Source organism: Rhodococcus zopfii NBRC 100606 = JCM 9919, from assembly GCF_001895025.1.
GTDB lineage: Bacteria > Actinomycetota > Actinomycetes > Mycobacteriales > Mycobacteriaceae > Rhodococcus > Rhodococcus zopfii.
In genome coordinates this window covers 169,563-196,092 of sequence record NZ_BCXI01000011.1, presented here as the reverse complement: position 1 = coordinate 196,092, position 26,530 = coordinate 169,563, and the positions used below count along the sequence as shown (strand labels likewise).

The following is a 26,530-nucleotide window of genomic DNA, read 5'->3' as shown; positions in this document are numbered from 1 at the left end:
GCCGTCGGGTGTCAGACCTTCATGATGTCGTCGTGTTTGTCACCTGCGATCGCCTTGTAGATCAGGTATCCGCCGAAAATGAGCGCACTCACCACGAGGATCCCGAACAGGTGCTCGAACAGGGCGCCGAACAACGCCAGCCCGATCCACACCAGCGCCACCACACCCACGATCTTCCAGAACATCGTCTTCTCCTGACTCGGATGCCGTATCTCTCAGCCGTACACCGTCGATCCTGACAGTGCCAGCCCTCAAAAACACCTGGTCAGCGCGTAAATCAGGGAAAGATGGGGGGATACCCCCAGCCGCCGGCCGTCGGTTCGGGGTCGCGCCGGGACCGGGGTGGTGACGCACGGCACGCACAGTGCACCTAGGCTCGACCCGTTCGCATCCCCCGTGAAGAAGGCTGAGAAATCGTGTCGTCGACCCGTCGCATTCCCGCCCGCGACCTGGCGCAGATCGCCGTGTTCGCGGCACTGATCATCGCGCTGGGACTTCCGGGGCAGATCACCATCGGATCGTCGGGCGTGCCGATCACCCTGCAGACGCTGGGCGTGATGCTCGCCGGCGCGCTGCTCGGTGCCCGCAAGGGCGTGCTGTCCGTCGCGACGGTCATCGTGCTGGGTCTCGCGCTGCCGGTTCTCGCCGGCGGTCGCACGACCCTGACGTCGCTCGCCTCCCCCACCGCCGGCTTCCTGATCGGCTGGATTCCCGCGGTCGCGGTGATCGGCTGGCTGTCCGCGCGCATGCTGCCCCGCTACCGGGTGGTGCCCGGAGTCGCGATCAACGTGCTGGGCGGAATCGTGGTGCTGTATGCCTTCGGCATCGCCGGGATGCTGCTGCGCACCGACCTGACCTTCTGGGCCGCGCTGAGCGCCAACGTGACGTTCCTGCCCGGCGACCTGCTCAAGGCGGTCGTGGCGGCTGCGGTTGCCGCGCAGGTGCACCGGGCCTATCCGGGTCTGATCTCCTCCCGTGTGACGCCGAAGCCCGCCGGCGACCTCGCAGCCTGACCGAGCGCCGATGAGTGAGATCCGCTTCGCTTCGGTCCGGCACGCCTACGGCGAACGGGTCGTGCTCGACGGCGTCGACGTGACCCTCACCGAGCGGCGCATCGGCATCGTCGGCGCCAACGGCAGCGGCAAATCGACGCTGGCCCGCATGATCAACGGTCTCGTCGTCCCCACCTCCGGGACGGTCACCGTCGACGGACTCGACACCGCCCGCAAGGGGCGCGACGTACGACGACGCGTCGGGTTCGTGTTCACCGATCCCGACCACCAGATCGTCATGCCGACCGTCGCCGAGGATGTGGCCTTCTCGTTGCGCCGCAGCGGCCTCGACAGGGCCGAACGCGCCGAACGGGTGCGGCGCGTCCTCGACGACTTCGGGCTCGGCGGACACCACGACCACCCGAGTCATTTGCTGTCCGGCGGCCAGAAGCAACTGCTGGCGCTGGCCGCGATCATGGTCACCGATCCGCAGGTCCTCGTCGCGGACGAGCCGACCACCCTGCTCGACCTCCGCAATGCTCGGCTCATCTCGCGCACGTTCGCGAACCTCGATCAGCAGTTGATCGTCGTGACCCACCAGCTCGATCTGCTCGCCGACTTCGATCGGGTGCTTGTCGTCGACGGCGGCCGGATCGTCGCCGACGACGCGCCCGGCCCGGCCGTCGACTTCTACCGGGCCCTCGTCGGATGACGACGCTGGGGCTCTACCACCCGGCCACCTCGCCGCTGCACCGGCTCCCGGCGGGCCCCAAGCTCGTCGTCACCGCAGTGGCGATCGTCGCGCTGACGCTGTGGATCGACCGGCCATGGCAGGTGCTGCCCGTCGCGGCGGCGGTGGCGGGGCTCTACGCCGTGGCACACATTCCGGTCCGGCTCGCCGTCGTCCAGTTGCGGCCGCTGCTGTGGATGCTTGCGTTCATCGCCGTGTTCCAGATCGTGGTGGCGGGCTGGGAACGCGCGGTGGTGGTGTGCGGTTCGCTGCTGCTCGCGGTCGCGCTCGCCGCGCTGGTGACGCTCACGACGCGGGTGACGGACATGCTCGACGCGATCCTCACGGGGCTTGGACCGTTGCGCCGGATAGGGGTGGATCCGGAACGCGTGGGCCTGGTGCTGGTCATGACGATTCGGTGCATTCCGCTGCTCGGGGAGCTGGTGACGCAGGTGAGCGACGCCCGCAAGGCGCGCGGCCTGGGGTTCTCGTTGCGCGCACTGGTGGTGCCGGTGGTCGTGGGCGCGTTGCGGGCCGCGGACGCGATGGGTGAAGCGCTCTCCGCACGCGGCGTCGACGACTAGCCGGTCCCCTCGACCCACGGCTGCCGGCGCGGCGCCCGCCGTGGCCGGTACTCGACGACGGTGAGAGCGATCGCAACGTACCGTTCGACGAGCTCGTCGAGGGAGACGTCTCCGTCCGGGTCGAACCATTCGGCGATTGCGTTGCACGTCGCGATGATGGTGCGGCGCGCTTCGTCCGGAAACAACGTCCGGAACTCGCCGGCGGAGATTCCCTGTTCGATGATCGTCCGGAACCGCTCGGTGCCGCGCACCTCGTGGTCGCGATAGGCCTGCTGATGCTCGGGTTGGAGGCTGCGCCGCTCCGTCCGCCCGATCGTGCTCTTCGCAGGATGGGTGGCCCGGAACCGCACTGTCGCCTCGACCAGTGCGTCGAGCCTGTCCGCGGCGCCGGGACCGGCCTGCCCGAGGGCCCTGTCGCACGCCTCGGTGTAGGCGGTGAGTCCGTCCTCGAGAAGCGCGACGAGCACCTCCTGCTTGCTTCGGTAGTAGTAGTACAACGCCGAGAGACTCAAACCGGCGCGCTGCGCGATGTTCCTGATGGTGGCGGCGGCGTATCCCCGCTCGGCGAACTCCGCGCGAGCGGCATCGAGGATGGCGGCGTGCCCCGGGGGTTGTGAATTCATCGGACTCCGTTCGGTCGGGGACGAGTCCGGCCCGGAGCCGGGCGGATCGACAGGGGTACGACATGGACGCTCCGCGCCCTCGCTCACGCACCGCACTGAACAAGCGTATAGCCAAGGGCCCAAGGCCCTGGACATCGACGGGGCAGAAGAAGGAAATCGGCGGAAATCGGACCTTCCACACTGAACGATCGTAAGGTAGCGTCGGCAACGACTCGGCCCGCCCTGCGACGCCGATCACTGCGCACCGCACTTCGCTCGGGACAAGGACATCCGTGACTGCTCTGCGACTTCCCGTCGGTATGCCCGACGGTCTGATCTATCCGGCCGTCGGCATCGACGCTCTCCTCTCCGGTGCCGCGCGGCGATACGCCGATCGCGTAGCCCTCATCGACGGCGACCTTTCGTTGACGTTCGCCCAGCTGCACGAGCACGCGCTGCGCGTCGCCCATGGTCTGCGGCAACTCGGAATCCGACGCGGCGACGCCGTCGCCTTATGTCAGCCCAATTCCGCCTGGTTCACGGTGACCTATTTCGGCTCCCTGCTCGCCGGAGCCGTCGTGGCACCGATCAACCCCACCCTTCCCCCCGCTGCGATCCGGGATCAGATCGACGAGGTCGGGGCGACCGCCGCGATCGTGCACGCCTCGACAGCCCCGCTGATCGAGGCGGCAGCAGCTCCGACCGTGCGCCTGGTCGTCGCGGTGCCCGCCACGGCGGCGGCGCCCGCACCCGGGGCATCCACTCCCCCGGCTGTCGCGCTGGACGAGCTGCTGGCGTTCGAACCCGAACCGGCACAGAGGATCTCACCGGACGATCTCGCACATCTTTCCTTCACCGGCGGCACCACCGGACGATCCAAAGCCGTCCGTGTCCTGCACCGGAACGTGGTCGCCAACGCGCTGCAGATGGCGACCTGGCGTTCCGGCGCGTTACCGGTCGTCGAGGACGACGGGGCGGTGTACCTCGAGGAGGTCCCCGGCGCCCGGACCGAGTTCATGTCGCCGCTCGGGCAGGCATGTGCGGTCACCGTCGCACCGCTGTTCCACGCGATGGGCCTGGTTACCCAGAACCTCAACGTGATCATCGGCGGCACCTCGGTGATCATGGGCCGGTTCGATCCGGCACGGTTCCTCGACCTCGTCGAGGAGCACCGGGCGACGCAACTGTCGGGGTCGCCGGCGTTCTTCCACGCTCTGCTCGCCTCTCCGGCGCTCGCCGATCGCGAATTCCCCTCCGTGCGTTCCCTGACGTCGGGTGCGGCACCGATCGACACCTCCACGCTCGACGCGCTGCGCGGCCCGTTCCCCCGCGCGATCGTCGTGGAGTCCTACGGTCTCACCGAAGCCACCATGGGTCTGTGCTCCGGACTCCTCGATGCGGGCGACCCGACTCCCGTCGGATCGGTCGGGGTACCGGTCTTCGACACCGAGGTCGAGATCCGCGACCCCTCGGCCCCCGACACGACCGTCGCCACCGGCGAAGTCGGTGAACTCTATGCGCGCGGGCCGCAGATCGCCGACGGATACCTCGGGCATCCCGAGCTGACCGCGGCGCAGTTCCGGGACGGATGGCTCCTCACCGGCGACCTCGCCCGCCGGGACGAGCAGGGCAACATCTTCATCGTCGGCCGCGCCAAGGACATGCTGATCTACAAGGGCTACAACGTCTATCCCGGGCAGCTCGAAGAGATCCTTGCGACCCACCCGTCCGTCGCCCAGGCCGCGGTGATCGGGGTTCCGGCCGGCGACGCCGGGGAGATCCCGGTTGCCTACGTCGTTCCGACCGCGGGCACGGTCCCGGACGCCGACACCGCTCAGGAACTGCTCGACCACGTGGCGGCACAGGTGGCGCCGTATCAGAAGGTGCGCGAAGTGCACTTCACCGGCGCACTGCCCACCTCCGCGGCGGGGAAGATCCTCAAGACCGAACTCCGGCAGAACCACCGGCCGGCAGTGAGCCGCTGACCCTCCTTGACGCCTACCCCGGCCGGGTCACCACCTGACCGCCTCGGCAGCCGGCGACCCGCAGGCGGCGGGGTCCTGTGCGACGAGCAGGACCCCGTTGCTCGCGGTGACCACCGACCGACCTCAGGACCGGTAACGCTGCTGGATCCGGTCGACGTCCTGCCACGACTGGGCCCAACCTTCGAGCCGGTCGGACGCGGAGATCAGCTCGGCGCGCTGCTGCTCGAGCACCGCCATGGGCCGACTGCCCTCGGGCGCCCCGGCGAACCGTGCGGCGGCCGCCACCAGTTCCTCGAACTGATCGACACCGGTCTCGAGGCGGTGACCGGCCGCGGCGAGTGCCGGGCCGAGCTGCGCACCGGCCGCGGCGCTCCCGCTCGCAGCCGATTCGAGTGCGACGACGTCGACCGCGACGGCCTCGAGCGCCGACGACGCGGCCTGAGCGGCCTCCCCGATCTCGTCGAGATCCTCCGCCTCGACCGCCTGGGATCGGGCGAGAACCCCGAGCAACTGTGCGAGGCTCTGCTCGTTGCTGGCCAGCCGCGCCAAAGGTGCGCGTGCCACGGACCCCTGCGGGGGCAGCGCCCGCCGACGCGGAGGAGCCGGCGGCAGAGGCAGCGCGTCGAGCCGCCGCGCCGTGCGCACCGCCAGGACCGCGGGGACCGCGAGTGCGGCGGTGGTGCCACCGGTCGCGACGATCGTCCAATCGGGTGCGGACGCGGCGACGAGGGTGGCGGTGCCGATACCCCACATCCCGGACGCGGCACCGAAGATCCTGGCTCGCCGGCGGGCCCGCCGCTTCTTCCGCCGCAACCGGGCCGACGGATCACGCCAACGCCGCGCCGCTTCGACGACACCGTCGGCGACTTCCCTGAACGCGGCGGCGGCCGGGACGGGAAGGTTCCCGACCCGGCCGTCTCCCGGAGTGCTCATTTCTGGATCACGTTCCGGATGTCGACTACTGCGTTCCCGCGGCGCCCGTGGCCGGCGGTTCCTTGGCGGTGTTCACGGCCGGTGCGGAGGTACCGGCCGCCCCGCCGGGCAGGGCCTCGCCCTTCATCGACGCGCGGATCTGCTCGAGGCGGCTGTGCCCGGCCATCTGGACGGTGGCCTGCTGGACCTCGAGCATGCGGCCCTGCACCGAGTTCTGGGCGAGTTCGGCCGAGCCAAGAGCGTCGGCGTAGCGCCGTTCGATCTTCTCGCGCACGGCGTCGAGGCTCGGCGTGGTGCCGGGAGCCGACAGGGTCGAGTCCATCGAGCGCAGCGACTCGCTGACGCGCTCCTGCATCTTGGCCTGCTCGAGCTGGCTCAGCAGCTTGGTGCGCTCGGCAACCTTCTGTTGCAGGGCCATCGCGTTCTGCTCCACGGCCTTCTTCGCCTGCGCCGCGGCCTGCAGCGACTGATCGTGCAGCACCTTGAGGTCCTCGACGGACTGCTCGGCGGTCACCAGCTGGGCCGCGAACGCCTCGGCGGCGTTGGTGTACTGGATGGCCTTCTCGGTGTCGCCGGCGCCGGTGGCCTGGTCGGCCATGAGCACGGCCTGGCGCGCGCTGGCGTTGAGCTTCTCGACCTCGTCCAGCTGGCGATTGAGCTTCATTTCGAGCTGCCGCTGATTGCCGATGACCGACGCGGCCTGCTGGGACAGGGCCTGGTGCTGGCGCTGGGCGTCCTCGATCGCCTGCTGAATCTGGACCTTCGGATCGGCCTTCTCATCGATCTTGGAGTTGAAAAGCGCCATGAGGTACTTCCAACCCTTGACGAACGGATTAGCCATGGGTGTGATCCTGCCTCCATCTGGTACGCCGCGCCGAACGCGACCCGATGCGCGGCCCTCGCGCACCGATTCGGACCGCCGCACCTACACCGTTCATCGGGCGGTCCCACCTGTCGTGTCCGGGCCACCCCCCGGTGGTGACCCGAAAAATTTTGTCGCTTTCGTCCGCATCCGGCAAGCCGGCGCGGTCGTGATCCATGTTAGGCGGCAGCCAGCGCCCGCGTCGCCGGTGCGGGAATCACCACGCGGGTCTCCTGAGCGATTCGCGCGGCCGGATCGCCGGCAGGACCGTGCACGGCCACACCGGAATCGAGGGTCGCCGCAGAAGCGGCGGCGTCCTTGCGGTCGCGATGCGGTGTCGCATCCGCCAGCGACTCGCTGACGTCGAACAGTACGTCGGACAGCGGCACCTCGAGTGCACCGCAGATCGCCGCGAGGAGTTCGCTGGAGGCTTCCTTGCGTCCGCGTTCGATTTCCGAGAGGTAGCCGAGGCTGACCCGCGCGCTGCTGGACACCTCGCGCAATGTGCGGCTCTGCGACACCCGGGTGCGCCGAAGGCTGTCACCGATTGCCTCACGCAACAACAGTGCCATCGCGTCCTCCTTCGTCCGTCATGCCTTATCCCGGACAACGCGCGACCGCGCCGCCGGGTTCCCGCGGTCGCGACACCGTGCACCGAAACCGCGGTGAGCAGACACTACAACGCCGAGTCCGATGTCAGACGCGCGAGTAGCCCCGACACGGCGGCGGCCACCGCACCGAGCCGGATGGACCACCGATCTCCGCCTACCGCGGGGCATGTCACCACGGTGCCGTCCGGGCCGCAGATCCCGAGAAAGAGTGTTCCCGGCGGGTGCCCGTCCTGATCGTCGGGGCCGGCGACCCCGGTCAGTCCCACACCCCACGTTGCCCCGCAACGCACCGCGGCACCCTGCGCGAGTGCAGCAGCAGTCGACTCGGAGACCGGACCGTCCAGGCCGAGACGATCGTCATCGACACCGGCGAGCGACGCCTTCAGATCGGTGGCGTACACCACGAGACCGCCGCGGAGCACCGCGCTGGCTCCGGGCACGCCGGCGATCGTCGCCGACAGCAAGCCCGCGGTGAGCGATTCAGCAGTGGCGACGGTCTGGCCCCGCTCGACGAGGACCCCCACGAGTTCGGTGGCCCGGGTGGCGGCGACGAGAGGATCGGCGGTGGCCATCTAGGCGTCGGCTCCGCCCTGTTCGGCGCGGTGATGCTGCACTTCCGTACGCACCCCGGCCCGCAACCGCACCGCTTGGACGACGTAGTCGATGCCGGTGCCGACGGTCAGCAGAACCGCCAGCACCATCAATGTGACCGCGACGGGCATCACCGCGTCCGGCAACGGCAGCAGGTACACCCCGATCGCGAGGGTCTGCACGAGGGTTTTCGCCTTCCCCCCGCGGCTGGCCGGAATCACCGCGTGCCGCAGCACCGCGAATCGCAGTGCGGTGATGCCGAGCTCACGGGCGGCGATGATGCCGGTCACCCACCACGACAGGTCACCGAGTACCGACAGACCGACGAGTGCGGCGCCGATCAGCGCCTTGTCCGCGATCGGGTCGGCGAGCTTGCCGAAGTCCGTGACCAGGCCCCGGCGGCGGGCGAGCTGACCGTCGAAACGATCGGTGATCGCGGCGATCGCGAACACCACCGTCGCCGCGATGCGCCATCCCGTCTCGTGGCCGTCGCCGACGAACAGCAGGACGAGGAACACGGGGACCAGCGCGATCCGCAGCATGGTGAGGATGTTCGCGATGTTCCACAACGGCACCGGGTTGTGTGCGGCGCCTGCATGCGGTCCCGGGTCGGCGCCGCCGCGGTCAGCCCCGGCGGCGGTGCCGCTGTCAGCCCCGGCGGCGGTGCCGCTATCAGCCCCGGCGGCGACATGGGGGCGGGGCGTGCTCATGCGGACCTCCGGGTGCAGCGTGGTGACGTACCGGAAGTCGGCACAGGTCGGGCCGGTGGACGCGGTTCCCCCGGAATCAGGGATGAACGCGACGATCCGACCGGCACGTGTCCCACAATATCGTTCCGAGCACCCGCTACTGTTCACCGCATGACTTCTCCGACGCCCGATCAAGAACAAGACGCCCGGATCATCGTGCGCCGGGCGCGAACGTCGGACGTCCCGGAGATCAAGAGACTCATCGACATCTACGCCGGGCGCATCCTTCTCGAGAAGAACCTCGTGACCCTGTACGAGGCGGTGCAGGAGTTCTGGGTAGCGGAGACCGGCGGCGAGGTCATCGGCTGTGGCGCGCTGCACGTGCTGTGGTCGGATCTGGGCGAAGTGCGCACGGTCGCGGTGGATCCGCGGGCCAAGGGCCGCGGCGCCGGGCACCTCGTGGTGGCCAAGCTGATCGAGGTCGCGCGGGAACTGGAACTCGACCGGCTGTTCGTGCTCACTTTCGAGGTGGACTTCTTCGGCCGGCACGGTTTCGCCGAGATCGAGGGCACCCCGGTCACCGCCGAGGTCTATGCCGAGATGTGCCGGTCGTACGATACCGGCGTCGCCGAGTTCCTGGATCTGAGCTACGTCAAACCCAACACTCTCGGCAACACGCGGATGCTGCTCACGTTGTGAGCGGATCCGGACAGCGCCCCCGAACGTCACGTCCCGAATCCGAAGCGAGGAACCATGGCCCTGTTCGCCGTCGAGTACACCTACTCCGAAGCCACGGTTGCCGCGCGCGACGAGCATCGCCCGACGCATCGCGGCTGGCTGAGCGGCCTCGTCGACGCGGGCACGGTCCGGGCGACGGGTCCGTGGGTGGACGGCTCGGGTGCCCTGATCCTCATCGACGTGGCCGACGAGGCCGCTGCGCACGAGCTGATGGCCCAGGACCCGTTCGCGCAGCGCAACCTCATCGACGCCGTCCGCATCACCGGTTGGCAGCCGGTGATGGGCGTGTTCAACGCCTGACGGTCACCGCACGTCTTCGGTCTCTGCGCGCTTGGCGTCGCTGCGATTCTTGAGCAGGCTCAGCACGGTCGTCACGACGAGCACCCCGATGATCACCGTCAGCGACAGTCCGGTGGAGATCTCGGGGACCGCGACGTGTTCACCACCGTTGACGAACGGCAGGGTGTTCTCGTGCAGCGCGTGCAACACGAGCTTGACGCCGATGAACGCCAGGATGATCGACAGGCCGTAGGACAGGTACACGAGGCGGTCGAGCAGGCCACCGATGAGGAAGAACAGCTGGCGCAGGCCCATCAGGGCGAAGGCGTTCGCGGTGAACACCAGGTACGGCTCCTGGGTCAGACCGTAGATCGCCGGGATCGAGTCGAGCGCGAACAGCACGTCGGCGAAACCGATGGCGAGCAGCGCCAGCATGAGCGGGGTGATCATGCGTTTGCCGTCGATCCGGGTAACCAGGCGATCGCCGTCGTAGTGGTCGGTGGTGGGAACCACCTTGCGGACGAGCTTGACGATCCGGCCCTCGTCGGGCCTGGCGTCCTCGTCCTTGTTGTGGTCGATGATCAGCTTGACCGCCGTGTACAGCAGGAAGACGCCGAACAGATAGAACACCCAGCTGTAGGCGTTGATCGCGGCGGCACCGACCGCGATGAACGCACCGCGCATCACCAGGGCCAGGACGATCCCGATGGTGAGCACCTTCTGCTGGTACTCGCGGGGGATGGCGAAGGTCGCCATGATCACCACGAATACGAACAGGTTGTCGACCGACAGCGCCTTCTCGGTGACGTAGCCGGCGAAGTACTCTCCGCCGTACTGCGGGCCCCACAGCGCGAACACCACGACTCCGAACAGGATCGCGATGCCGATGAACACGGCGGACCAGAATCCGGATTCGCGGAGGCTCGGGGCGTGGGGTTTGCGGACGTGCGAGACGAAGTCGAACACGAACAGTGCGGCGATCACCGCAATGGTGACGAGCCAGATCAGGGGTGTCACATGCATGGGCCTTGAATTCCTCCGGTAGACCTGAACGGGCACCGGAGGTCTCTCCCGCCTGCATCAGCGCAGACCGACAGTCCCGGAGCGGCAACGGTGCCGCACGTGTTGACGGAACTGCCGCGGATGACGGGGATACTCCCCTCCACAGCGAGCACCATTCAACCACACCTGCGGACCGGGCCGCGTCAGCCCTGGTCGGAGCCGGTCTCGTCGTCTCCACCGCCACCGCGGATGGAGTAGAGCAGGCCGTCGAGTTCGTCCGGCTTGACCAGCACCTCGCGGGCCTTCGAGCCCTCGCTCGGGCCGACCACACCGCGGGTCTCCATCAGATCCATGAGCCGGCCGGCCTTCGCGAAACCGACGCGCAGTTTGCGCTGCAGCATCGAGGTGGAACCGAACTGGCTCGACACCACCAACTCCACCGCCTGGAGGAAGACGTCGAGATCGTCGCCGATGTCGGGATCGACGTCCTTCTTCTCCCCGGCCTTCTGCGTGGTGACGCCCTCGGTGTATTCCGGTTCGGCCTGGTTCTTGGTGAAGTCGACGACCGCGGCGATCTCTTCGTCGGTGATGAACGCGCCCTGCAGGCGCTGCGGCTTGCCCGCGCCCATCGGCAGGAACAGGCCGTCGCCCATGCCGATGAGCTTCTCGGCGCCCGGCTGATCGAGGATGACGCGAGAGTCGGTCAGCGACGACGTCGCGAACGCCAGCCGCGACGGCACGTTCGTCTTGATCAGGCCGGTGACGACGTCCACAGACGGTCGCTGCGTCGCCAGCACCAGGTGGATGCCGGCGGCGCGAGCCTTCTGCGTGATCCGCACGATCGATTCCTCGACCTCACGCGGCGCGGTCATCATCAGGTCGGCGAGCTCGTCGACGATCGCGAGGATGTACGGGTACGGCCGGTACACGCGTTCGCTGCCGAGCGGCGCGGTGATCTCACCGGAGCGCACCTTGGTGTTGAAGTCGTCGATGTGCCGCACCCGGTTGGCCTGCATGTCCTGGTAGCGCTGCTCCATCTCCTCGACGAGCCACGCCAGCGCGGCCGCAGCCTTCTTCGGCTGCGTGATGATCGGGGTGATGAGGTGCGGGATGCCCTCGTAGGGTGTCAGCTCGACCATCTTGGGGTCGATGAGGATCATCCGCACGTCCTCGGGTGTCGCCCGGATGAGCAGCGATACCAGCATCGAGTTGACGAAGCTGGACTTACCCGATCCGGTCGAGCCGGCGACGAGCAGGTGCGGCATCTTCGCCAGGTTGGCGTGCACGAAGTCGCCTTCGATGTCCTTGCCGAGACCGATCACCAGTGGATGCCGGTCCTTACGGGTGCTCGGCGCGGCGAGCACGTCGGCCAGGCGGACCAGTTCGCGGTCCGAGTTGGGCACCTCGATACCGACCGCGGACTTGCCCGGGATCGGGGCGAGCAACCGCACGTTGTCGGTCGCGACGGCGTAGGCGATGTTGCGTGCCAGCGCGGTGATCTTCTCGACCTTGACGCCGGGACCGAGTTCGACCTCGTATCGGGTGACGGTCGGGCCGCGGGTGAACCCGGTGACCGCCGCGTCGATCTTGAACTGTTCGAGGACCTCGGTGATCGAGTCGATCATCTGGTCGTTCGCGGACGAGCGTGTCTTCGGCGGATCGCCCTGGACGAGCAGCGCGACCGACGGCAACGTGTAGTCGCCTTCGACGACCCGCTCCGGCATCATCGCGTCGAGTTCGTCCGCCTCGTCGACGGCCGGGGTCGGCGGCGGTGTGGGCTTCGGGGTCGGCTTCGGCCTGGTCCGTTGCCTGGGCGGTTCCGGCGTCGGCTCCGGCTCCGGTTCGGGCGCGGGCGGCGCCTCGAACGGCTTGGTCGCGGGAGAGTCCCACAGTGGCAGCACCTCGGTGCGGGCATTGCCGTCGAATTCGTCGGTCGGGTAGTTCTCCGCCGGGGTGCGACGACGACGCGAGCGGCGTTCGGTGGGATAGCCGTCGGCGTCGAACAGCGTCGGGTCACGGTCGTCGTACGGCGGTTCGTCGTACCCGTCGTGGTCGTATTCGTCGAAGTCGCCGTATTCGTCGTCGGCGCGATAGGACAGCCCGAAGTAGTCGCGGAACAGGCCGGGCAGTTCACGGACGGTCGTGCCGGTGAGGAGCAGGATCCCGAAACCGGCCGCCAGCACCATCAGCGGCACCGAAAGCCAGACGGTCAGGCCGGAAGTGAGCGGTCCGCCGATCGCGCCGCCGACGAATCCCGCACCCTCCGCTCGCCCCTCGGGGGTGGTCGGTGATCCGGAGGCGATATGCCACAGCCCGAGCGCGGGCAGCCCGACCAGCAGGCCACCGAGGATCAGGCGGGGGCGGATCTCGGGCCGCGGTTCGGTGCGCATGAGCACCACGGCGATGCCGATCGCGACCAGTGGTGCCACGGCGCTGGCACCGCCGGTGACCGCGCGCACCCCCGATTCGATCCACCCTCCGACCGGGCCACCGACCCCGAACCACACGCTGCCGGCGACGACGACGCCGAGCGCGATCAGTCCGAGCGCGATGCCGTCGCGACGGTGACCGTGTTCGATGTCGCCGGCCTTGCCCACCGTGCGGATGGTGGCACCCAGGCCGCGGGCGATCATGAACCAGCCGGCGCCGATGCCGCGGCCGATGGAGTCGAGCACGCTGCTACCGCGGCGGCCGGACGCCGAGGTTCTCGAGGTGGCCGCGGGGCGGGACGGACGTGCGGGCGCGGCCGGACGCCGTGCCGGGGTCCGCGTGGACGACGTGGGCCGGCGTTTGGGAGCACCGTTCTTCGCGGCCCCTGCCTTCGCAGTGCCGCTCCTGGTTGTGCTGCTTTTCGCGGATCCGCTCTTCGTGGAGCCGCCGGGGGTCCCGGCCGAGCGTCGCGCTGTCGACCTCGACCGGGAGGTCGGGGACGATCCGCGACTGCTCGACTTTCCTGCCATGCCCCTCAGGTTAGCCGTTCGATCCCCATCCGAACCATCCGCAACACCGGCAACAGGTCGCGGTTCATGTCACAGACGTGACCGTGACCTGCGCCTTCACGCACCGGCCACGGCGATGTGCACCGTCACACGCCGCGTGAGGATGCGGTGAGGTCGTCGATGTCGCGTTGCTCGCCGTCCGTCTCCAGCCGCACCCGGTCGCGACCGAACGCGTGCAGCAGCAGCTCGGCCGGTTCACCGCGCAGAACGACCGTGCGCGGGCCACGTTTGCGGACGGTCGCACGCGTGCCGTCGGGACGTTCGAAGACGACGCTCACGTCGCTCCCGCGATAGCTGCGCCGGCCGATCTGCCGGGCCAGCCGCCACAGATGGTCCTGGTCCTCGGCCGGCAGGGTCCGCGGCTCCCAGCCTTCGGCGGCACGCCGCACGTCCTCGTGGTGGACGAACATCTCCCCCGCGTTCGCGACCGCGTCGACCAGGAACAGCGGCGACCATCTGGGCGGCCCGGACTCGATGTCCGCGAGCAGGTATGCCCACGGCCGGTCGGTGGCCGATCGGCGGACCTTCTCGGTGTGGTCCGCGAGCTGCGGCACGACGATACCGGGCATCGAGTCGATCCGGCGCTCGCGCACCAGCAGGTGCGCGGCGAGATCCCGGGTGGTCCAATCACCACACAGGGTCGGTGCGTCCGGACCCACCTCCGACATCGTGCGGACCAGGGCTGCTCGTTCGCGTTGGGCCAGGCTCACCGCGCCGACGGTACACGGCCCCATCGACACCGTCATCGCCCCGGACGCGACACCGACACTGCGGCACCGTGTATCGGGGCACCGCATCATTCGTGCGGCGTCACCGCGATGACGGTCGGCACGATCATCGGCCGGCGCCGATAGGTCTCCGACACCCAGCGTCCGACGACGCGACGGATAGCCTGCGCGATGCGGTGGACCTCGGTGATGCCCTCCGCCGCGAGTTCGTCGAGTGTCTTGTCGACGAGCAGCCCGGCCTCGGACAGGGCCGTCGGGTCGTCGGAGAAACCGCGGCCGGACACCTCGGGGGAACTGACCGCACGACCGGTGGTCGCGTCGACGGCGACGGAGATCGAGATGAAGCCACCCTCGCCGAGGATGAGCCGGTCCGACAGGGTCGATTCGCCGACGTCGCCGACGGACAGGCCGTCGACATACACGTGGCCGACGGGAACCTGTCCGACGATCTCGGCGAGACCGTCGACCATGTCCACGACGACACCGTCCTCCGCCAGCACGATCCGCTCGGGCGGCACACCGGTGGCCTCGGCGAGCTTCGCGTTGGCGCGCAGGTGCCGCCACTCGCCGTGGACCGGCATCGCGTTGGTCGGGCGCACCGCGTTGTACAGGTACAGCAGCTCACCGGCCGACGCGTGGCCGGAGACGTGAACTTTGGCGTTCTGCTGGGTGACGACGGTCGCGCCGCGCTTGGCGAGGCCGTTGACGACGGCGAACACCGAGTTCTCGTTGCCCGGGATCAGCGAGGATGCCAGCACGACGAGGTCGTCGGCGCGGATGTTGATCTGCCTGTGCTCGCCGCGGGCCATGCGGGACAGGGCCGAGAGCGGTTCGCCCTGCGATCCGGTCGAGACCAGCACGAGCCGGTCGCCCGGCAGGCTCGCCGCGGTGTCGATGTCGACGACGAGACCGTCGGGCACCCGCAGGTATCCGAGGTCCTGGGCGATCTGCATGTTGCGGACCATCGAGCGGCCGACGAACGCGATGCGCCGGTTGTACCGGACGGCGACGTCGACGACCTGCTGGATGCGGTGGACGTGGCTGGCGAACGACGCGACGATGACGCGGTTGGTGGCCTTGCCGATGACCCCGTCGAGCACGGCGCCGATCTCGCGTTCGGGGGTGACGAATCCGGGCACCTCGGCGTTGGTGGAGTCGACGAGGAACAGGTCGACGCCCTCATCACCGAGGCGGGAGAACCCGGCGAGGTCGGTGAGCCGGTTGTCCAGCGGCAACTGGTCGAGCTTGATGTCGCCGGTGTGCAGGACGAGACCGGCGTCGGTGCGGATCGCGACGGCGATGGCGTCGGGGATCGAGTGGTTGACCGCGAAGTACTCGCACTCGAACGGGCCGTGCGTGGTGCGCTCTCCCTCGGTGACCTCGATGAGCACCGGTCGCTGCCGGTGCTCGCGGCACTTCGCGGAGACCAGTGCCAACGTGAACTTGGAACCGACGACCGGGATGTCGGGCCTCAGCCGCAGCAGGAACGGCACCGCGCCGATGTGGTCTTCGTGACCGTGCGTCAGAACGATCGCTTCGACGTCGTCCATCCGGTCCTCGATGTACCGGAAGTCGGGCAGGATCAGGTCGACGCCGGGCTGCTGGTCCTCGGGGAACAGCACGCCGCAGTCGACGATCAGGATCTTGCCCTGGTGTTCGAAAACGGTCATGTTGCGACCGATCTCACCGATGCCGCCGAGCGCGACGACCCGCAGGCCCTTCGTGGGCGCCTTGGGCGGTGTGCCCAGGCGCGCTGTCGGATCGACCGGCTGCCGCCGGTCGGGGCGCTGCGTCGCCGCGGAGTTCTGCGGGGTGCGGCGCGGACGGGTGGCGGGCGGGCCCGCGCTGCGGGTGGCGCGGCCGCGCGACGGGCGGCTCACGACAGCACCCCCGCGGCCTGCAGATCGGCGGCGAGCGCGTCGATCTGCGCGGTGGTCGGTGCCACCTGCGGAAGCCGCGGTTCACCGACGTCCATGCCCATCAGACGCAGCCCGGCCTTTGAGGCACTCACACCGCCGAGACGCGCCACGGCGCGCAGGATCGGCACGAGCTCGAGGTTGATCGCGCGGGCACGGACGAGGTCGCCGGCTTCGAACGCGGTGTGCAGCTCACGCAGACGGCCGGGAACGAGATGGCCGATGACGCTGACGAAGCCGACCGCGCCGACCGCGAGCCACGGCAGGTTCAGCGGGTCGTCACCCGAATAGAACTTGAGGTCGGTGGTTCCGATGAGCTCGGCGCCGGCGTTGAGATCGCCCTTGGCGTCCTTGACCGCGACGATCCGCGGGTGCTCGGCGAGACGCCGCAACGTCTCGGTTTCGATGGGCACCACCGAACGCGGTGGAATGTCGTAGAGCATCACGGGCAGGTCGGTCGCATCGGCGACGGCCGTGAAGTGCGCGTAGAGACCGGCCTGCGGGGGCCGCGAGTAATACGGGGTGACCACGAGCAGACCGTGCGCACCCGCACGAGCCGCATCGCGGGCGAGCTCGACGCTGTGCGCGGTGTCGTTGCTGCCGGCGCCGGCGATGATCTTCGCCCGGTCGCCGACCGCGGCGAGAACCGCGCGCATCAGCTCGAGCTTCTCGTTCTCGGTCGTCGTGGGCGACTCGCCGGTGGTGCCGGCGAGAACCAGTGCGTCGCAGCCGCCGTCGACCAGATAGGTCGCCAGACGCACTCCCGCATCGACATCGAGCTTGCCGTCGGCAGTGAACGGGGTCACCATCGCCGTGGCGATGGTGCCGAACGGAAGCTCGACAGCTGAAGCGGAATCACCGTTGGTCATGGTCAGAAGGCTACCGCGTGCAGAAGGCGCTGCGACACACGGCTGCCCACCCGACGCGCTGCTCAACCCTCGGTCGTGAACCGGCTGACCGCAACCTCGGTGCCGTCGGGCAGTGTGGTGACGGTGAAGTCACCGAAGACGTTCGGTGCGACCTCCTGCAGGCGGCGCAGGCACCCGACCGCAAGACGACGGATCTCGACGTCGGCGTGTTCGGTGGCGCGCATCGCGATGAAATGCCGCCACGCCCGGTAGTTGCCGGTGACGACGACGCGGGTCTCGGTTGCATTGGGCAGCACCGCCCGGGCGGCCTCCCGAACCCGTTTCGCACGCAGCGGGCCCGCGGGGACGTGGGACAGCTTCTCGTCGAGTGCCTCGAGCAGTTCGGCGTAGGCCTCGCGGCTGGTCTCGGCAGCGGCGAGGAACAACCGCTCGAGCTCCTCGTCGCCTTCGATCGCCGGGGGCACCACGACGGGCGTGTCTCCACCGGGCACGAATCGCTGGGAGAGCTGTGAGTAGGAGAAGTGGCGGTGCCGGATCAGCTCGTGGGTGCACGACCGGGAGATGCCGGTGATGTAGAAGCTCGCCGAGCTGTGCTCGAGCACGGACAGATGCCCGACGTCGAGCAGGTGCCGGATATATCCGGCGTTCGTCGCGGTGCGCGGGTTCGGCTTGGACCAGCTCTGATAGCACGCGCGACCGGCGAACTCGACGAGTGCCTCGCCGCCGTCGGCGTCGGTGTCCCACGGCACGTCGTCGGGCGCGACGAATTCGGTTCTGGCAACGAGCCGGATCTCGGGTGTGACAACCTCGGGCGTCATCGCTGCCTCCTGCCTTCGCCCACTAACTCCGATGCGAACGGTAGCCGCGCCGTGCCGATCACACCCGACGGGGCCACGGTGACGCCACTCCGATGCTTGACCGACGTCAACTATGGCATCACTATGGCGTCATGAACATCGACACCTACACCGCCGCTGTGACCGACGCCGTGCTCGCCGCGGCGGAACTCGGTGACGAACAGACCCGCCGCACCGCCGCAGCACTCGCCACCGCGATCGCCGCCCCCGTCCGGCTCGCGCTGCTCGACGCCCTCTCCGACCTCGCCACCGAGGTCTCCGACCGACTCGGGGACCGGCGCGTGACGGTCCGGCTCGACGGACGCGACACCGTCGTCGAGGTCCATCACGGTCCGGCACCGGAATCCGAAACCCCTCACCCGACCTTCGAGGAGGTCACCGGAGACATCAGCCGGGTGACTCTGCGACTCGTCGAGCAGATCAAGTCCCGCGCCGAGGAGGCCGCAGCGCAGAACGGCCTCTCGCTCAACACCTGGGTCGCACAGGCCGTGCAGGGTGCGTTGCGCGATCAGATGCGCTACCAGGCCTCCGGATTCGACCGGAACTGGGGTTCGTACGGTCCGCCCCGGCGCCCCGGCGCTCCGCGCTCCGGCACGTCGGAGGCCCCGAAGGACTCGGCCCCCGGCGATTCCGGCCCTCAGCAGTCCGGACATCCTTCAGAGAGCGACGACGCCGGTCGCGACGACAAGTGAATTCCCCTCGGGTGCGGTAGATTGCCGACGCACCGAACCTGGACCAAGGAGCGAAACCGGATGGCCGTCAGCAGTTCCCACACCTCGGAGATCAAGGCGTCCCCCGAGCAGGTGATGGCCGCGATCGCGGCAGTCGACCGCCTTCCCGAGTGGTCCTCGGCGCACAAGTCGGTGACCATCGAGAGCACACATCCGGACGGGCTCCCGCATCGTGTGCGCATGACGGTGTCGATCATCGGTATCACCGACGAGCAGGTCGTCGACTATCAGTGGAACGGCACCGAATCGATGTCGTGGACGCTCGTCGAGAGCAGCCAGCAAAGGCAGCAGGACGGCGCGTACGCCCTGGTGTCGACTGCCGTCGGCACCAGCGTCGAGTTCTCGCTCACCATCGACCCGAAGATCCCGCTGCCCGGATTCCTCGTGAAGAAGGCCCAGAAGATGGCGGTCGAGACGGCGAGCAAGGGACTGGCCGCGTTCGTCGCCAAGACCGTCTGAAGCTGCGGCTCGTGCGTACTTCGGGTGCCCTGACGGCCCGAAGTACGCACCCGCGCGCTAGCCCGCCTCGCCCGCGACCGTCACCGCGACGGTCGCCCCGAGCTCGTAGCACTTCTCCCGCACAGCACCGTCGATCGGACCGGTGACCTCGACATCCGCGGCGGCCTGGACCAACCCCAGTCCGCTGACGATCTTCCGTACCGACGCCACCGCACCGGCCGTGTCGTTGTTGCCGTGAACCCACAGTCCGTACGGCCGGCCGGCGACCGCGTCGAGGCACGGGTAGTACACGGTGTCGAAGAAGTGCTTGAGCGCACCCGACATGTATCCGAAGTTCGCGGACGTGCCGAACACGTAGCCGTCGGCGGCGAGAACATCGGGCACGGTCGCCCCGAGCGCGGGAACCGAATGCAGCCGCACCCCGGTGATGTCGGGGTCCGTCGCGCCGGCCAGCACCGCCTCGAGCAGTTCCCTGGTAGGCGGCGACGGCGTGTGGTGGACGACGAGCAGGACTCGCTCGCCCGGATCGTTCGGAGCGTCGAGATCGGTCACACGGTGCAGACTACGACGGCTCGCCGTCGCGTTCGTGCTTCTCGAGTGCCACCGCGCGGCGCATGGTCTCCCGGGCGCGGGGGCGGTCACCGGCGTGGTCGTACGCCCGCGCCAGCCGGTACGAGTTGCGCCAGTTGTCGGGGTCCGCTTCCCATTCCTGCTTGACCTGCTGGAACAGTTCGTCGGCAGCGGCCCGGTCGACGCGCCCGGACGGCATCCGCGGAAGGTCGCTGACGTCGAGGTCCAAGCCCTCGTCGTGGATGCGGCGCGCGAGATGTTGATGCTGAAGGCCCGCGCGGATCGTGGCGTAGAGGATCCACGCGCCGATGAGCGGCAGCAGCAGCACGCCGATGCCGAGACCGACCGCAGCAACTCCGCCCGTACCGACCAGCTCGATCCCCACCCTGCCGAGCAGCACGAAGTAGAAGACGAGCGCGACCACGATGAACGCGATCGGCACGAGGACCTTGGTCAGTTCGTTCTTCACGTCCCGATTGTCGCAGGCCGCGTTTCGTGGCCCGCGGCCGAACACCGCCGGGGTGAGCGCGCCCACGCCGACCCACCCTTGACGGTCCCGCGCCCACAGCGTGCACTGGTCTCATGCAATTCGCCGCCCCCGCCGAGCTGTACGACCGGTTCATGGGCCGATACACCCCGACCCTCGCGACCGCGCTCTCGGACGCCGCGGGGGTGACCTCCGGGCTCCGGGTGTGCGATGTCGGTTGCGGCCCGGGCGGTCTGACGGCGGAGATGGTGTCCCGGGTCGGACCGGACCACGTCGCCGCGATCGATCCGGCACCCCAGTTCGCGGCGGCGTGCCGGGAACGGAATCCCGGTGTCGACGTGCGTGTGGGCGTGGCCGAGGACCTGCCCTGGCCGGACGACACGTTCGATGTCACCGCCGCGTCGCTGGTGATCGGATTCATGTCCGACCCCGACCGCGGTGTGCGCGAGATGGCCCGCGTCACCCGGCCCGGCGGCACCGTCGCAGGGTGCATGTGGGATATCGCCTCCGGGGGGATGACGATGTTGCGGGTGTTCTGGTCGGCGGTGCGCACCGTCGTCCCCGATGTCACCGGCGAGGCCGCCATGGCCGGGACCACCGAGGGCGACATCGCCGACCGGTTCCGTCGGGCCGGTCTCCACGAGGTGATCGCGGGCAAACTGACCGCCCGCGCGGACTACGCCGATTTCGACGACTTCTGGGAGCCGTTCACGTTCGAGGTCGGACCGGCCGGCCGCTACCTGCAGACCTTGACCGAGCAGCAGCGAACCGCCGTCCGTGAAGCCTGCCGAGAGAACCTGCCGGCGTCCGGCGCGTTCTCGCTCGACGCCCGCGCCTGGTACGCACGCGCCACGATCCCCTCGGCATGAGCCGTAGGGCGACCCGCTCCGCCGGAAAACCGCGCCGTCAGAAATTCAGGAGCGGGTCGATCCCGACCGTCAGACCCGGCCGCGCGCCGATCTCCCGGACGCCGAGCAGTACGCCCGGCACGAACGAGGTCCGGTCGATCGAATCGTGGCGGATGGTGAGGGTTTCGCCCTGGGTGCCGAGCAGGATCTCCTGGTGCGCGACCAGGCCGGCGAGCCGCACCGAATGCACCCGAACCCCGTCGACGTCGGCGCCGCGCGCACCGTCGAGTTCGGTGGCGGTGGCATCGGGGCTGCGGCCCACGCCCGCGGCGGCCCGGGCTTCGGCGATGAGGGCGGCGGTGCGGTAGGCCGTGCCCGAGGGTGCGTCCAGCTTGTTCGGGTGGTGCAGTTCGATGACCTCGACGGAGTCGAAGAACCGCGCGGCGGCCTGCGCGAAGCGCATCGACAGGACCGCGCCGATCGCGAAGTTCGGGGCGATGAGCACACCGGTTCCGGGTGATTCGGCGACCCAGCCGCGTACCTGCTCGAGTCGCTCCTCGTCGAAGCCGGTGGTGCCGACGACGGCGTGGATGCCGTTGCGCACCAGGAACTCCAGGTTGCCCATGACGACGTCGGGGTTGGTGAAGTCGACGACGACCTGCGTGCCCGAGGTGACGAACGCGTCGATGCGCTCGTCCTTGTCGACGGTCGCGACCAGCTCGAGGTCGGCCGCGTCCTCGACGCCCTTGCAGATCGCCTGCCCGACCTTGCCCTTGGCTCCGAGCACACCCACCCGGATAGCTGCTGCGTTCACTTGTCTCGTCACGCCCTTCCGTCACGTCCGTCGCACAAGAGCGTACGCAATCCGGTGGCCCGGCCGGTCAGCCGGTCGCCGGCGAACGGTCGCCGCTCAGGCCACGATGCCGCGCACCGACGCGGGCAGGTCCCGGGCGCGACGGTAGGGTCCGACAACGCCCGCGGCGAACGGCCTGTTCAGCAGTTCCGCCGCGACCGCGCGCACCTCGTCGGAGGTGACCTCGGCGATGCGTTCGAGGGTGGAGCTCACACTCCAGTGGGTGCCGTAGCTGAGTTCGCTGCGGCCGATCCGGTGCATCCGGGCACCGGTGTCCTCGAGCCCGAGGACGAGTCCGCCGCGCAGCGACCCCTTGGCCCGCGCGCATTCGGCGTCGGTGATGCCGTGGTCGGCGACGTCGCGCACCACTTCCCGGACGACGGTCGTGACCTCGCCGAGGTTCTCGGGCTGGCAGCCGGCGTAGATGGAGAACGCGCCGGTGTCGGCGAATGTGTCGACCCCGGAGTAGACGGAGTACGCCAGGCCGCGCTTCTCGCGCACCTCCTGGAACAGCCGCGAGCTCAGGCCGCCGCCGATCGCGGCGTTGAGCACCGACAGCGCCCAGCGGCGGCCGTCGTGCCGTCCGAACGCGCGCACCCCGAGCGACAGGTGAGCCTGCTCCCCGTCGTGGTCGGTGATGCTCAGTGCCGGCGGCGTGCGCAGCCGCGCCGTTCCCTCCCGGCGTGGCGCCGGCTGGGCACCCGGGTCGATGTGGGCGCCGAATGCGCGGCGCACGAGATCGACGGTGTGGTCGTGGTCGACGTTGCCGGCGACCGCGACGACCATCCGGTGCGGTGTGTAGCGCCGGACGTGGAACGAGTGGAGCTGGTTGCGGGTCATCGACTCGACCGACTCGACGGAGCCGATGACCGGCCGTCCGATCGGGTGGTCGCCGTACAGCGCGGTCAGGAAGCTGTCGCCGAGCAGGTCCTCGGGGTCGTCGTCGCGCATGGAGATCTCCTCGAGCACCACCTGCCGTTCGACGTCGACGTCGACACTGCGGCACTGACCGCGCAGCACCACGTCGGCAACCAGATCGACGGCGAGCGGCAGGTCGTCGTCGAGGACGTGCGCGTAGAAACACGTGTGCTCTTTGGACGTGAACGCGTTGAGTTCACCGCCGACTCCGTCGACGAGTTCGGCGATGTCGAGCGCGGTGCGAGTCGGAGTGGCCTTGAAGAGCAGATGCTCGAGGAAATGGGCGGCCCCGGCGACGGACGGGTGCTCGTCGCGGGAACCGACCCCCACCCAGATGCCGACGGCGGCGGACCGCACGCCCGGCACGTGCTCGGTGACGACACGGACGCCGCCCGGCAGGACGGTTCGCCGCACACCGGAATCCGCAACGGCTGCGGCAAGGTCGGCGGAGGTGGCGGAAGGAGTACGGCGGTTGGAAGCCATGGAAGTGTTCTGTGGTCCTGAGGCGATCGGCACGTGGGTACGAAGCGGGAAAAGCACACCCTACACGCGGCGCCTCGCAGCCGATGGGCACACCGGCTGCGCCGGGGATCTCACCAGCCGCGGCGCCGAGGCTGCGACCCGACGAGCTGTCCCTTCCCCGCCACGTCCCGGCTGCGGTACACGACATACGGACGGAACAGGTAGCCGAACGGGGCGCTGAAGGCGTGCACGAGCCGGGTGAACGGCCACAGCGCGAACAATGCGAGCCCGATGAGCACATGAATGTGGAAGTACAGCGGAGCCTCCGCCATGAGGTCACCGCGCGGCTGCAGAATCCAGATCGAGCGGAACCACGGGGAGACCGTGTCGCGGTAGTTGTGTTCCTCGCCGACCAAACCGGAGCCGAGCAGCGTCGTCGCCAGGCCGGCGACGATCGCGGCGACCAACACGACGTACATGAGCTTGTCGTTCGCGGTGGTCGCGAGGAACACCGGACCCCGGGTGCGGCGCCGGTAGATCAGCAGCACGATACCGACGAGGGTGGCGATCCCGGCGATGGAACCGAGCGTGATCGCCTGGATGTGATAGGCGTGCTGGCTCAGTCCGAGCGCGTCCGTCCACGACTGCGGGATCACCAGGCCGATGACATGCCCGATGATCACGACAAGGATGCCGAAGTGGAACAGCGGGCTCCCGATGCGCAGCAACCGGGACTCGTACAGCTGCGACGAGCGGGTGGTCCAGCCGAACTTGTCGTACCGGTAGCGCCACCAGGTGCCGACGATCACGATCGCCAGCGTCACGTACGGCACGACATCCCAGAAGATCTCCCCTGCGGACATCTCACCGGTCTCCTTCGTCTCGTCGGGGTGGAACTGTGAGGGTGAACGGCTGCAGACCGATGGCCTCGGCGGGCGGCCCGGCCTGCGCGAGCCGCTCCGCGCGCCGCAGTTCCTGATCGGTCGCCGGGGGCAGCGTCTCGCAGACCGCCTCGACGGTGTGCGCGTAGGGCGAACCCGCCTCCGTCAGTGCCTCGCGCAGCACGTCGATCGGCACCCGGTACTCGACGAGCAGGCGCCGTCCGGCCACGGGGTCGACGGTCGCGGCGAACTCGAGGACGACCGGCAGATGGTCGGGTGTCTCCCCTACCGGCGGTTCGGCGCCGGCGGCGCGGTACACCTGCGCGAACGCAAGGATCTCGGAACCCCGGTTGCGGGTGTCGCCGCCGGTCCAGTACGTCAGGTACATCGTGGACCGGCGCCGCAGGTCGAACACGTCGACGTAGGCGGTGGCGGCGTCCATCGGGGCCGCCCCGCGCAGCGCTGCCACGGTGCGGCCGAGCAGATCGGCGGCGCGACCGCTCACGTGGGCGCGCAACTGCTCGACAGTGTCGAGACGCTGCTGCAGCGCCTCGTCCGGGTAGGCGAGCAGCAACGACGCGGCCTGCCACACCAACCGGTCCTGCAGGGACGCCCCCGCCGGGGACGATCGGACTCGCGACAGCAGTCTCATCACCGGTCTCCCCCCGGCTCGCCGGTGTGGTGCGCCCCGGGGAACATGCCCGCGGGTACACCCTTTCCGTCCCAGTTGAGCAGGTTGACCCGGGACGGGTGGCGGGCGTTGGCGGCCATGCCCTCACTGGTCTGGCGTTGTTTGAGCGCGTGGAAGGTTTCGACGGCCACCGGCACGGGACCGCCGCTGGCCTCACCGAACGGCCCCGACTCGTACATGCCCGGCCCACCCTCGAAGGACAGCGCACAATCGGTGACCGACTCCTCGAGCCGATGCCCCTCCGCCGCATACGCGGACGGAATGACATACCGCTCTTCGTATTTGGCTATCGCCAGCAACCGGTACATGCCGTAGATCTGTTCCTCGGACATCCCGACGGATTCGGGGATGTGCGGCTGCGTCTCGCGGCCGAGGTTGATGTCGCGCATGTACGAGCGCATCGCGGCGAGCCGGCGCAGGACCGCCTCGACGGGTGCGACGTCACCGGCGGTGAACAGCTCCGCGAGGTACTGCATCGGGATACGCAGGGCGTCGAGCGCTCCGAACAGATTGCCGAGGTCCTCGCCGTCGTGTCCGTCGCGGCTGACCGCGTCGACCACCGGCGACAGCGGCGGGATGTACCAGACCATCGGCATGGTGCGGTATTCCGGGTGCAGCGGCAACGCGACCTGGTAGGTGTGGATCAGCGTGTACACCGGGGACCGTTGCGCCGCCTCGATCCACTCGTCGGAGATGCCTTCCGCGCGGGCCCCGGCGATCACCTCGGGGTCGTTCGGGTCCAGGATGAGGCTGCGCTGCGCTTCGTACAGTTCCGTCTCGTCCTCGGTCGAGGCGGCCTCGAGGACCCGGTCGACGTCGTAGAGCACCAACCCGAGGTACCGCAGGCGCCCGACGCAGGTTTCCGAGCACACGGTCGGCAGGCCCACCTCGATGCGCGGATAGCAGAACGTGCACTTCTCGGCCTTGCCGGTCTTGTGGTTGAAATACACCTTCTTGTACGGGCATCCGGACACGCACATCCGCCAGCCGCGGCACTGGTCCTGGTCGACGAGCACGATGCCGTCCTCGACGCGCTTGTACATCGCGCCGGACGGGCACGAGGACACACACGACGGGTTGAGGCAATGCTCGCAGATGCGCGGCAGGTAGAACATGAATGTCTGCTCGAGCTCGAGTTTCACCTGCTCGCCGACCTTCTTCAGGATCGGGTCGTCGGGCACGATCTCCGTCGAGCCGCCGAGGTCGTCGTCCCAGTTCGCCGACCACGACACCTTCATCGGCTTGCCGCTGATGAGGCTGCGCGGCGGTGCGACGGGCATGTGCTCGCCCAGGGGCGCCGAGGTCAGATTCTCGTAGTCGTACGTCCACGGCTCGTAGTAGTCGTCGATGGAGGGCAGCTTCGGGTTCGAGAAGATCCGGGAGAGCTTGTGCAGGCGCCCGCCGTCCCGCAGCCGCAGCCTGCCCTTGCGGTCTCGGATCCACCCGCCGCGCCAGCGTTCCTGATCCTCGTAGGTGCGCGGATAGCCTTGTCCGGGCCGGGTTTCGACGTTGTTGAACCACACGTACTCGGTACCGGCCCGGTTCGTCCACGCCTGCTTGCAGGTGACCGAACAGGTGTGGCAGCCGATGCACTTGTCGAGGTTCATCACCATCGCCATCTGTGCCATGACCTTCATGAATTCCTCGCTTCGCAGGTTCGGTT

29 protein-coding genes are annotated in these 26,530 nt (G+C 69.0%); 9 read left to right on the top strand and 20 right to left on the bottom strand.

Annotated features, from left to right (window positions below; genetic code table 11):
- Positions 1-11: 11 nt before the first annotated feature.
- The gene (locus tag RZ1_RS30455) at positions 12-185 is read right to left on the bottom strand and encodes a hypothetical protein (RefSeq protein WP_169917886.1); all 174 of its coding nucleotides are present in this window, start codon (positions 183-185) and stop codon (positions 12-14) included.
- Positions 186-416: 231 nt separating this feature from the next.
- Here RZ1_RS30455 and RZ1_RS08610 point away from each other — a divergent pair, with 231 nt between their 5' ends.
- The 3 genes from RZ1_RS08610 to RZ1_RS08600 are packed head-to-tail and all read left to right on the top strand — an operon-like array spanning position 417 to position 2,306.
- Positions 417-1,013: a biotin transporter BioY gene (locus tag RZ1_RS08610; RefSeq protein ID WP_072810966.1), complete on the top strand. Its 597-nt coding sequence runs from the start codon at positions 417-419 to the stop codon at positions 1,011-1,013.
- Positions 1,014-1,023: 10 nt separating this feature from the next.
- Positions 1,024-1,704 (top strand): energy-coupling factor ABC transporter ATP-binding protein, encoded by a 681-nt coding sequence (locus RZ1_RS08605; RefSeq protein WP_072810965.1) that lies wholly within the window; start codon positions 1,024-1,026, stop codon positions 1,702-1,704.
- Positions 1,701-2,306, top strand: a complete 606-nt coding sequence (locus tag RZ1_RS08600; protein WP_072810963.1) for an energy-coupling factor transporter transmembrane component T family protein — start codon at positions 1,701-1,703, stop codon at positions 2,304-2,306. The genes RZ1_RS08605 and RZ1_RS08600 overlap by 4 nt, the downstream gene beginning before the upstream one ends.
- Here the strand turns inward: RZ1_RS08600 and RZ1_RS08595 are convergent.
- Positions 2,303-2,929, bottom strand: coding sequence for a TetR/AcrR family transcriptional regulator (locus RZ1_RS08595; RefSeq protein WP_072810961.1), 627 nt, complete (start codon positions 2,927-2,929; stop codon positions 2,303-2,305). The genes RZ1_RS08600 and RZ1_RS08595 overlap by 4 nt on opposite strands.
- 272 nt (positions 2,930-3,201) lie before the next feature.
- Between RZ1_RS08595 and RZ1_RS08590 the strand changes: the two genes are divergently transcribed.
- A complete protein-coding gene (locus RZ1_RS08590) occupies positions 3,202-4,893 on the top strand; it encodes a class I adenylate-forming enzyme family protein (RefSeq protein WP_238072164.1) in 1,692 nt (563 codons plus the stop codon).
- Positions 4,894-5,016: 123 nt separating this feature from the next.
- Here RZ1_RS08590 and pspM read toward each other — a convergent pair whose 3' ends face one another.
- The 5 genes from pspM to pgsA form a co-directional block, all read right to left on the bottom strand.
- The gene (gene pspM, locus RZ1_RS08585) at positions 5,017-5,826 is read right to left on the bottom strand and encodes a phage shock envelope stress response protein PspM (protein WP_072810958.1); all 810 of its coding nucleotides are present in this window, start codon (positions 5,824-5,826) and stop codon (positions 5,017-5,019) included.
- 25 nt (positions 5,827-5,851) lie between these two features.
- Positions 5,852-6,667, bottom strand: a complete 816-nt coding sequence (locus RZ1_RS08580) for a PspA/IM30 family protein (protein WP_072810956.1) — start codon at positions 6,665-6,667, stop codon at positions 5,852-5,854.
- A gap of 200 nt (positions 6,668-6,867) precedes the next feature.
- Positions 6,868-7,260: a helix-turn-helix domain-containing protein gene (locus RZ1_RS08575; RefSeq protein ID WP_072810954.1), complete on the bottom strand. Its 393-nt coding sequence runs from the start codon at positions 7,258-7,260 to the stop codon at positions 6,868-6,870.
- Positions 7,261-7,364: 104 nt separating this feature from the next.
- A complete protein-coding gene (locus tag RZ1_RS08570; RefSeq protein WP_072810953.1) occupies positions 7,365-7,871 on the bottom strand; it encodes a CinA family protein in 507 nt (168 codons plus the stop codon).
- Positions 7,872-8,600, bottom strand: coding sequence for a CDP-diacylglycerol--glycerol-3-phosphate 3-phosphatidyltransferase (pgsA, locus tag RZ1_RS08565; RefSeq protein ID WP_072811025.1), 729 nt, complete (start codon positions 8,598-8,600; stop codon positions 7,872-7,874).
- A gap of 150 nt (positions 8,601-8,750) precedes the next feature.
- Between pgsA and RZ1_RS08560 the strand changes: the two genes are divergently transcribed.
- Positions 8,751-9,278: an amino-acid N-acetyltransferase gene (locus tag RZ1_RS08560; protein WP_072810951.1), complete on the top strand. Its 528-nt coding sequence runs from the start codon at positions 8,751-8,753 to the stop codon at positions 9,276-9,278.
- 54 nt (positions 9,279-9,332) lie between these two features.
- Positions 9,333-9,617 carry a YciI family protein gene (locus RZ1_RS08555; RefSeq protein WP_072810949.1) on the top strand — a complete coding sequence of 95 codons (285 nt, stop codon included), beginning with the start codon at positions 9,333-9,335 and terminating at the stop codon, positions 9,615-9,617.
- 3 nt (positions 9,618-9,620) lie between these two features.
- On the opposite strand, the gene RZ1_RS08550 is transcribed toward RZ1_RS08555, so the two are convergent.
- From RZ1_RS08550 to thyX, 6 genes are all read right to left on the bottom strand, one after another.
- Positions 9,621-10,619 carry a TerC family protein gene (locus RZ1_RS08550; RefSeq protein ID WP_072810947.1) on the bottom strand — a complete coding sequence of 333 codons (999 nt, stop codon included), beginning with the start codon at positions 10,617-10,619 and terminating at the stop codon, positions 9,621-9,623.
- A 182-nt stretch (positions 10,620-10,801) separates the two neighbouring features.
- Positions 10,802-13,558: a DNA translocase FtsK gene (locus tag RZ1_RS08545; RefSeq protein WP_174565175.1), complete on the bottom strand. Its 2,757-nt coding sequence runs from the start codon at positions 13,556-13,558 to the stop codon at positions 10,802-10,804.
- A 125-nt stretch (positions 13,559-13,683) separates the two neighbouring features.
- Complete coding sequence (locus tag RZ1_RS08540) at positions 13,684-14,307, bottom strand: TIGR03085 family metal-binding protein (RefSeq protein WP_072811022.1); 624 nt, start codon at positions 14,305-14,307, stop codon at positions 13,684-13,686.
- An 86-nt stretch (positions 14,308-14,393) separates the two neighbouring features.
- On the bottom strand, positions 14,394-16,205 hold the full coding sequence (locus RZ1_RS08535) for a ribonuclease J (protein WP_072810945.1): 1,812 nt from the start codon (positions 16,203-16,205) through the stop codon (positions 14,394-14,396).
- Positions 16,202-17,110, bottom strand: a complete 909-nt coding sequence (dapA, locus tag RZ1_RS08530) for a 4-hydroxy-tetrahydrodipicolinate synthase (protein ID WP_072810943.1) — start codon at positions 17,108-17,110, stop codon at positions 16,202-16,204. The genes RZ1_RS08535 and dapA overlap by 4 nt, the downstream gene beginning before the upstream one ends.
- 62 nt (positions 17,111-17,172) lie before the next feature.
- Positions 17,173-17,928: an FAD-dependent thymidylate synthase gene (thyX, locus tag RZ1_RS08525; RefSeq protein ID WP_072810942.1), complete on the bottom strand. Its 756-nt coding sequence runs from the start codon at positions 17,926-17,928 to the stop codon at positions 17,173-17,175.
- 131 nt (positions 17,929-18,059) lie between these two features.
- Here thyX and RZ1_RS08520 point away from each other — a divergent pair, with 131 nt between their 5' ends.
- Together RZ1_RS08520 and RZ1_RS08515 are read left to right on the top strand one after the other, a co-directional pair.
- Entirely contained in the window at positions 18,060-18,659 is a 600-nt protein-coding gene (locus tag RZ1_RS08520; protein ID WP_072810940.1) for a toxin-antitoxin system HicB family antitoxin, read from the top strand.
- A 60-nt stretch (positions 18,660-18,719) separates the two neighbouring features.
- Entirely contained in the window at positions 18,720-19,157 is a 438-nt protein-coding gene (locus RZ1_RS08515; RefSeq protein WP_072810938.1) for an SRPBCC family protein, read from the top strand.
- A 57-nt stretch (positions 19,158-19,214) separates the two neighbouring features.
- Here the strand turns inward: RZ1_RS08515 and RZ1_RS08510 are convergent, their stop codons facing one another.
- Entirely contained in the window at positions 19,215-19,709 is a 495-nt protein-coding gene (locus RZ1_RS08510; protein ID WP_072810936.1) for a flavodoxin family protein, read from the bottom strand.
- Between the two features lie 10 nt (positions 19,710-19,719).
- Positions 19,720-20,196 (bottom strand): tetratricopeptide repeat protein, encoded by a 477-nt coding sequence (locus RZ1_RS08505; RefSeq protein WP_072811020.1) that lies wholly within the window; start codon positions 20,194-20,196, stop codon positions 19,720-19,722.
- A gap of 113 nt (positions 20,197-20,309) precedes the next feature.
- Between RZ1_RS08505 and RZ1_RS08500 the strand changes: the two genes are divergently transcribed.
- Positions 20,310-21,083 carry a class I SAM-dependent methyltransferase gene (locus RZ1_RS08500; RefSeq protein WP_072810934.1) on the top strand — a complete coding sequence of 258 codons (774 nt, stop codon included), beginning with the start codon at positions 20,310-20,312 and terminating at the stop codon, positions 21,081-21,083.
- A gap of 37 nt (positions 21,084-21,120) precedes the next feature.
- Here RZ1_RS08500 and dapB read toward each other — a convergent pair whose 3' ends face one another.
- The 5 genes from dapB to narH all read right to left on the bottom strand — a co-directional run bounded on the left by dapB (position 21,121) and on the right by narH (position 26,504).
- The gene (dapB, locus tag RZ1_RS08495) at positions 21,121-21,876 is read right to left on the bottom strand and encodes a 4-hydroxy-tetrahydrodipicolinate reductase (protein WP_238071815.1); all 756 of its coding nucleotides are present in this window, start codon (positions 21,874-21,876) and stop codon (positions 21,121-21,123) included.
- A gap of 96 nt (positions 21,877-21,972) precedes the next feature.
- Positions 21,973-23,316, bottom strand: a complete 1,344-nt coding sequence (locus RZ1_RS08490) for a M16 family metallopeptidase (protein WP_072810931.1) — start codon at positions 23,314-23,316, stop codon at positions 21,973-21,975.
- Positions 23,317-23,426: 110 nt separating this feature from the next.
- Entirely contained in the window at positions 23,427-24,158 is a 732-nt protein-coding gene (gene narI / locus RZ1_RS08485) for a respiratory nitrate reductase subunit gamma (RefSeq protein ID WP_072810929.1), read from the bottom strand.
- Position 24,159: 1 nt separating this feature from the next.
- The gene (gene narJ / locus RZ1_RS08480; protein ID WP_072810927.1) at positions 24,160-24,828 is read right to left on the bottom strand and encodes a nitrate reductase molybdenum cofactor assembly chaperone; all 669 of its coding nucleotides are present in this window, start codon (positions 24,826-24,828) and stop codon (positions 24,160-24,162) included.
- Positions 24,828-26,504, bottom strand: coding sequence for a nitrate reductase subunit beta (gene narH, locus RZ1_RS08475; RefSeq protein WP_072810925.1), 1,677 nt, complete (start codon positions 26,502-26,504; stop codon positions 24,828-24,830). The genes narJ and narH overlap by 1 nt, the downstream gene beginning before the upstream one ends.
- Between the last annotated feature and the right edge of the window lie 26 nt (positions 26,505-26,530).

Coding starts and splice junctions, on each gene's coding strand:
- RZ1_RS30455 (WP_169917886.1), bottom strand. CDS start 185: ATGTTCTGGAAGATCGTGGGTGTGGTGGCGCTGGTGTGGATCGGGCTG.
- RZ1_RS08575 (WP_072810954.1), bottom strand. CDS start 7,260: ATGGCACTGTTGTTGCGTGAGGCAATCGGTGACAGCCTTCGGCGCACC.
- RZ1_RS08580 (WP_072810956.1), bottom strand. CDS start 6,667: ATGGCTAATCCGTTCGTCAAGGGTTGGAAGTACCTCATGGCGCTTTTC.
- RZ1_RS08555 (WP_072810949.1), top strand. CDS start 9,333: ATGGCCCTGTTCGCCGTCGAGTACACCTACTCCGAAGCCACGGTTGCC.
- narH (WP_072810925.1), bottom strand. CDS start 26,504: ATGAAGGTCATGGCACAGATGGCGATGGTGATGAACCTCGACAAGTGC.
- pgsA (WP_072811025.1), bottom strand. CDS start 8,600: ATGAGCACGCCCCGCCCCCATGTCGCCGCCGGGGCTGATAGCGGCACC.
- RZ1_RS08605 (WP_072810965.1), top strand. CDS start 1,024: ATGAGTGAGATCCGCTTCGCTTCGGTCCGGCACGCCTACGGCGAACGG.
- RZ1_RS08545 (WP_174565175.1), bottom strand. CDS start 13,558: ATGGCAGGAAAGTCGAGCAGTCGCGGATCGTCCCCGACCTCCCGGTCG.
- thyX (WP_072810942.1), bottom strand. CDS start 17,928: ATGACGCCCGAGGTTGTCACACCCGAGATCCGGCTCGTTGCCAGAACC.
- RZ1_RS08520 (WP_072810940.1), top strand. CDS start 18,060: ATGAACATCGACACCTACACCGCCGCTGTGACCGACGCCGTGCTCGCC.
- RZ1_RS08600 (WP_072810963.1), top strand. CDS start 1,701: ATGACGACGCTGGGGCTCTACCACCCGGCCACCTCGCCGCTGCACCGG.
- dapA (WP_072810943.1), bottom strand. CDS start 17,110: ATGACCAACGGTGATTCCGCTTCAGCTGTCGAGCTTCCGTTCGGCACC.
- RZ1_RS08490 (WP_072810931.1), bottom strand. CDS start 23,316: ATGGCTTCCAACCGCCGTACTCCTTCCGCCACCTCCGCCGACCTTGCC.
- RZ1_RS08570 (WP_072810953.1), bottom strand. CDS start 7,871: ATGGCCACCGCCGATCCTCTCGTCGCCGCCACCCGGGCCACCGAACTC.
- RZ1_RS08560 (WP_072810951.1), top strand. CDS start 8,751: ATGACTTCTCCGACGCCCGATCAAGAACAAGACGCCCGGATCATCGTG.
- RZ1_RS08515 (WP_072810938.1), top strand. CDS start 18,720: ATGGCCGTCAGCAGTTCCCACACCTCGGAGATCAAGGCGTCCCCCGAG.
- narJ (WP_072810927.1), bottom strand. CDS start 24,828: ATGAGACTGCTGTCGCGAGTCCGATCGTCCCCGGCGGGGGCGTCCCTG.
- pspM (WP_072810958.1), bottom strand. CDS start 5,826: ATGAGCACTCCGGGAGACGGCCGGGTCGGGAACCTTCCCGTCCCGGCC.
- RZ1_RS08500 (WP_072810934.1), top strand. CDS start 20,310: ATGCAATTCGCCGCCCCCGCCGAGCTGTACGACCGGTTCATGGGCCGA.
- narI (WP_072810929.1), bottom strand. CDS start 24,158: ATGTCCGCAGGGGAGATCTTCTGGGATGTCGTGCCGTACGTGACGCTG.
- RZ1_RS08595 (WP_072810961.1), bottom strand. CDS start 2,929: ATGAATTCACAACCCCCGGGGCACGCCGCCATCCTCGATGCCGCTCGC.
- RZ1_RS08550 (WP_072810947.1), bottom strand. CDS start 10,619: ATGCATGTGACACCCCTGATCTGGCTCGTCACCATTGCGGTGATCGCC.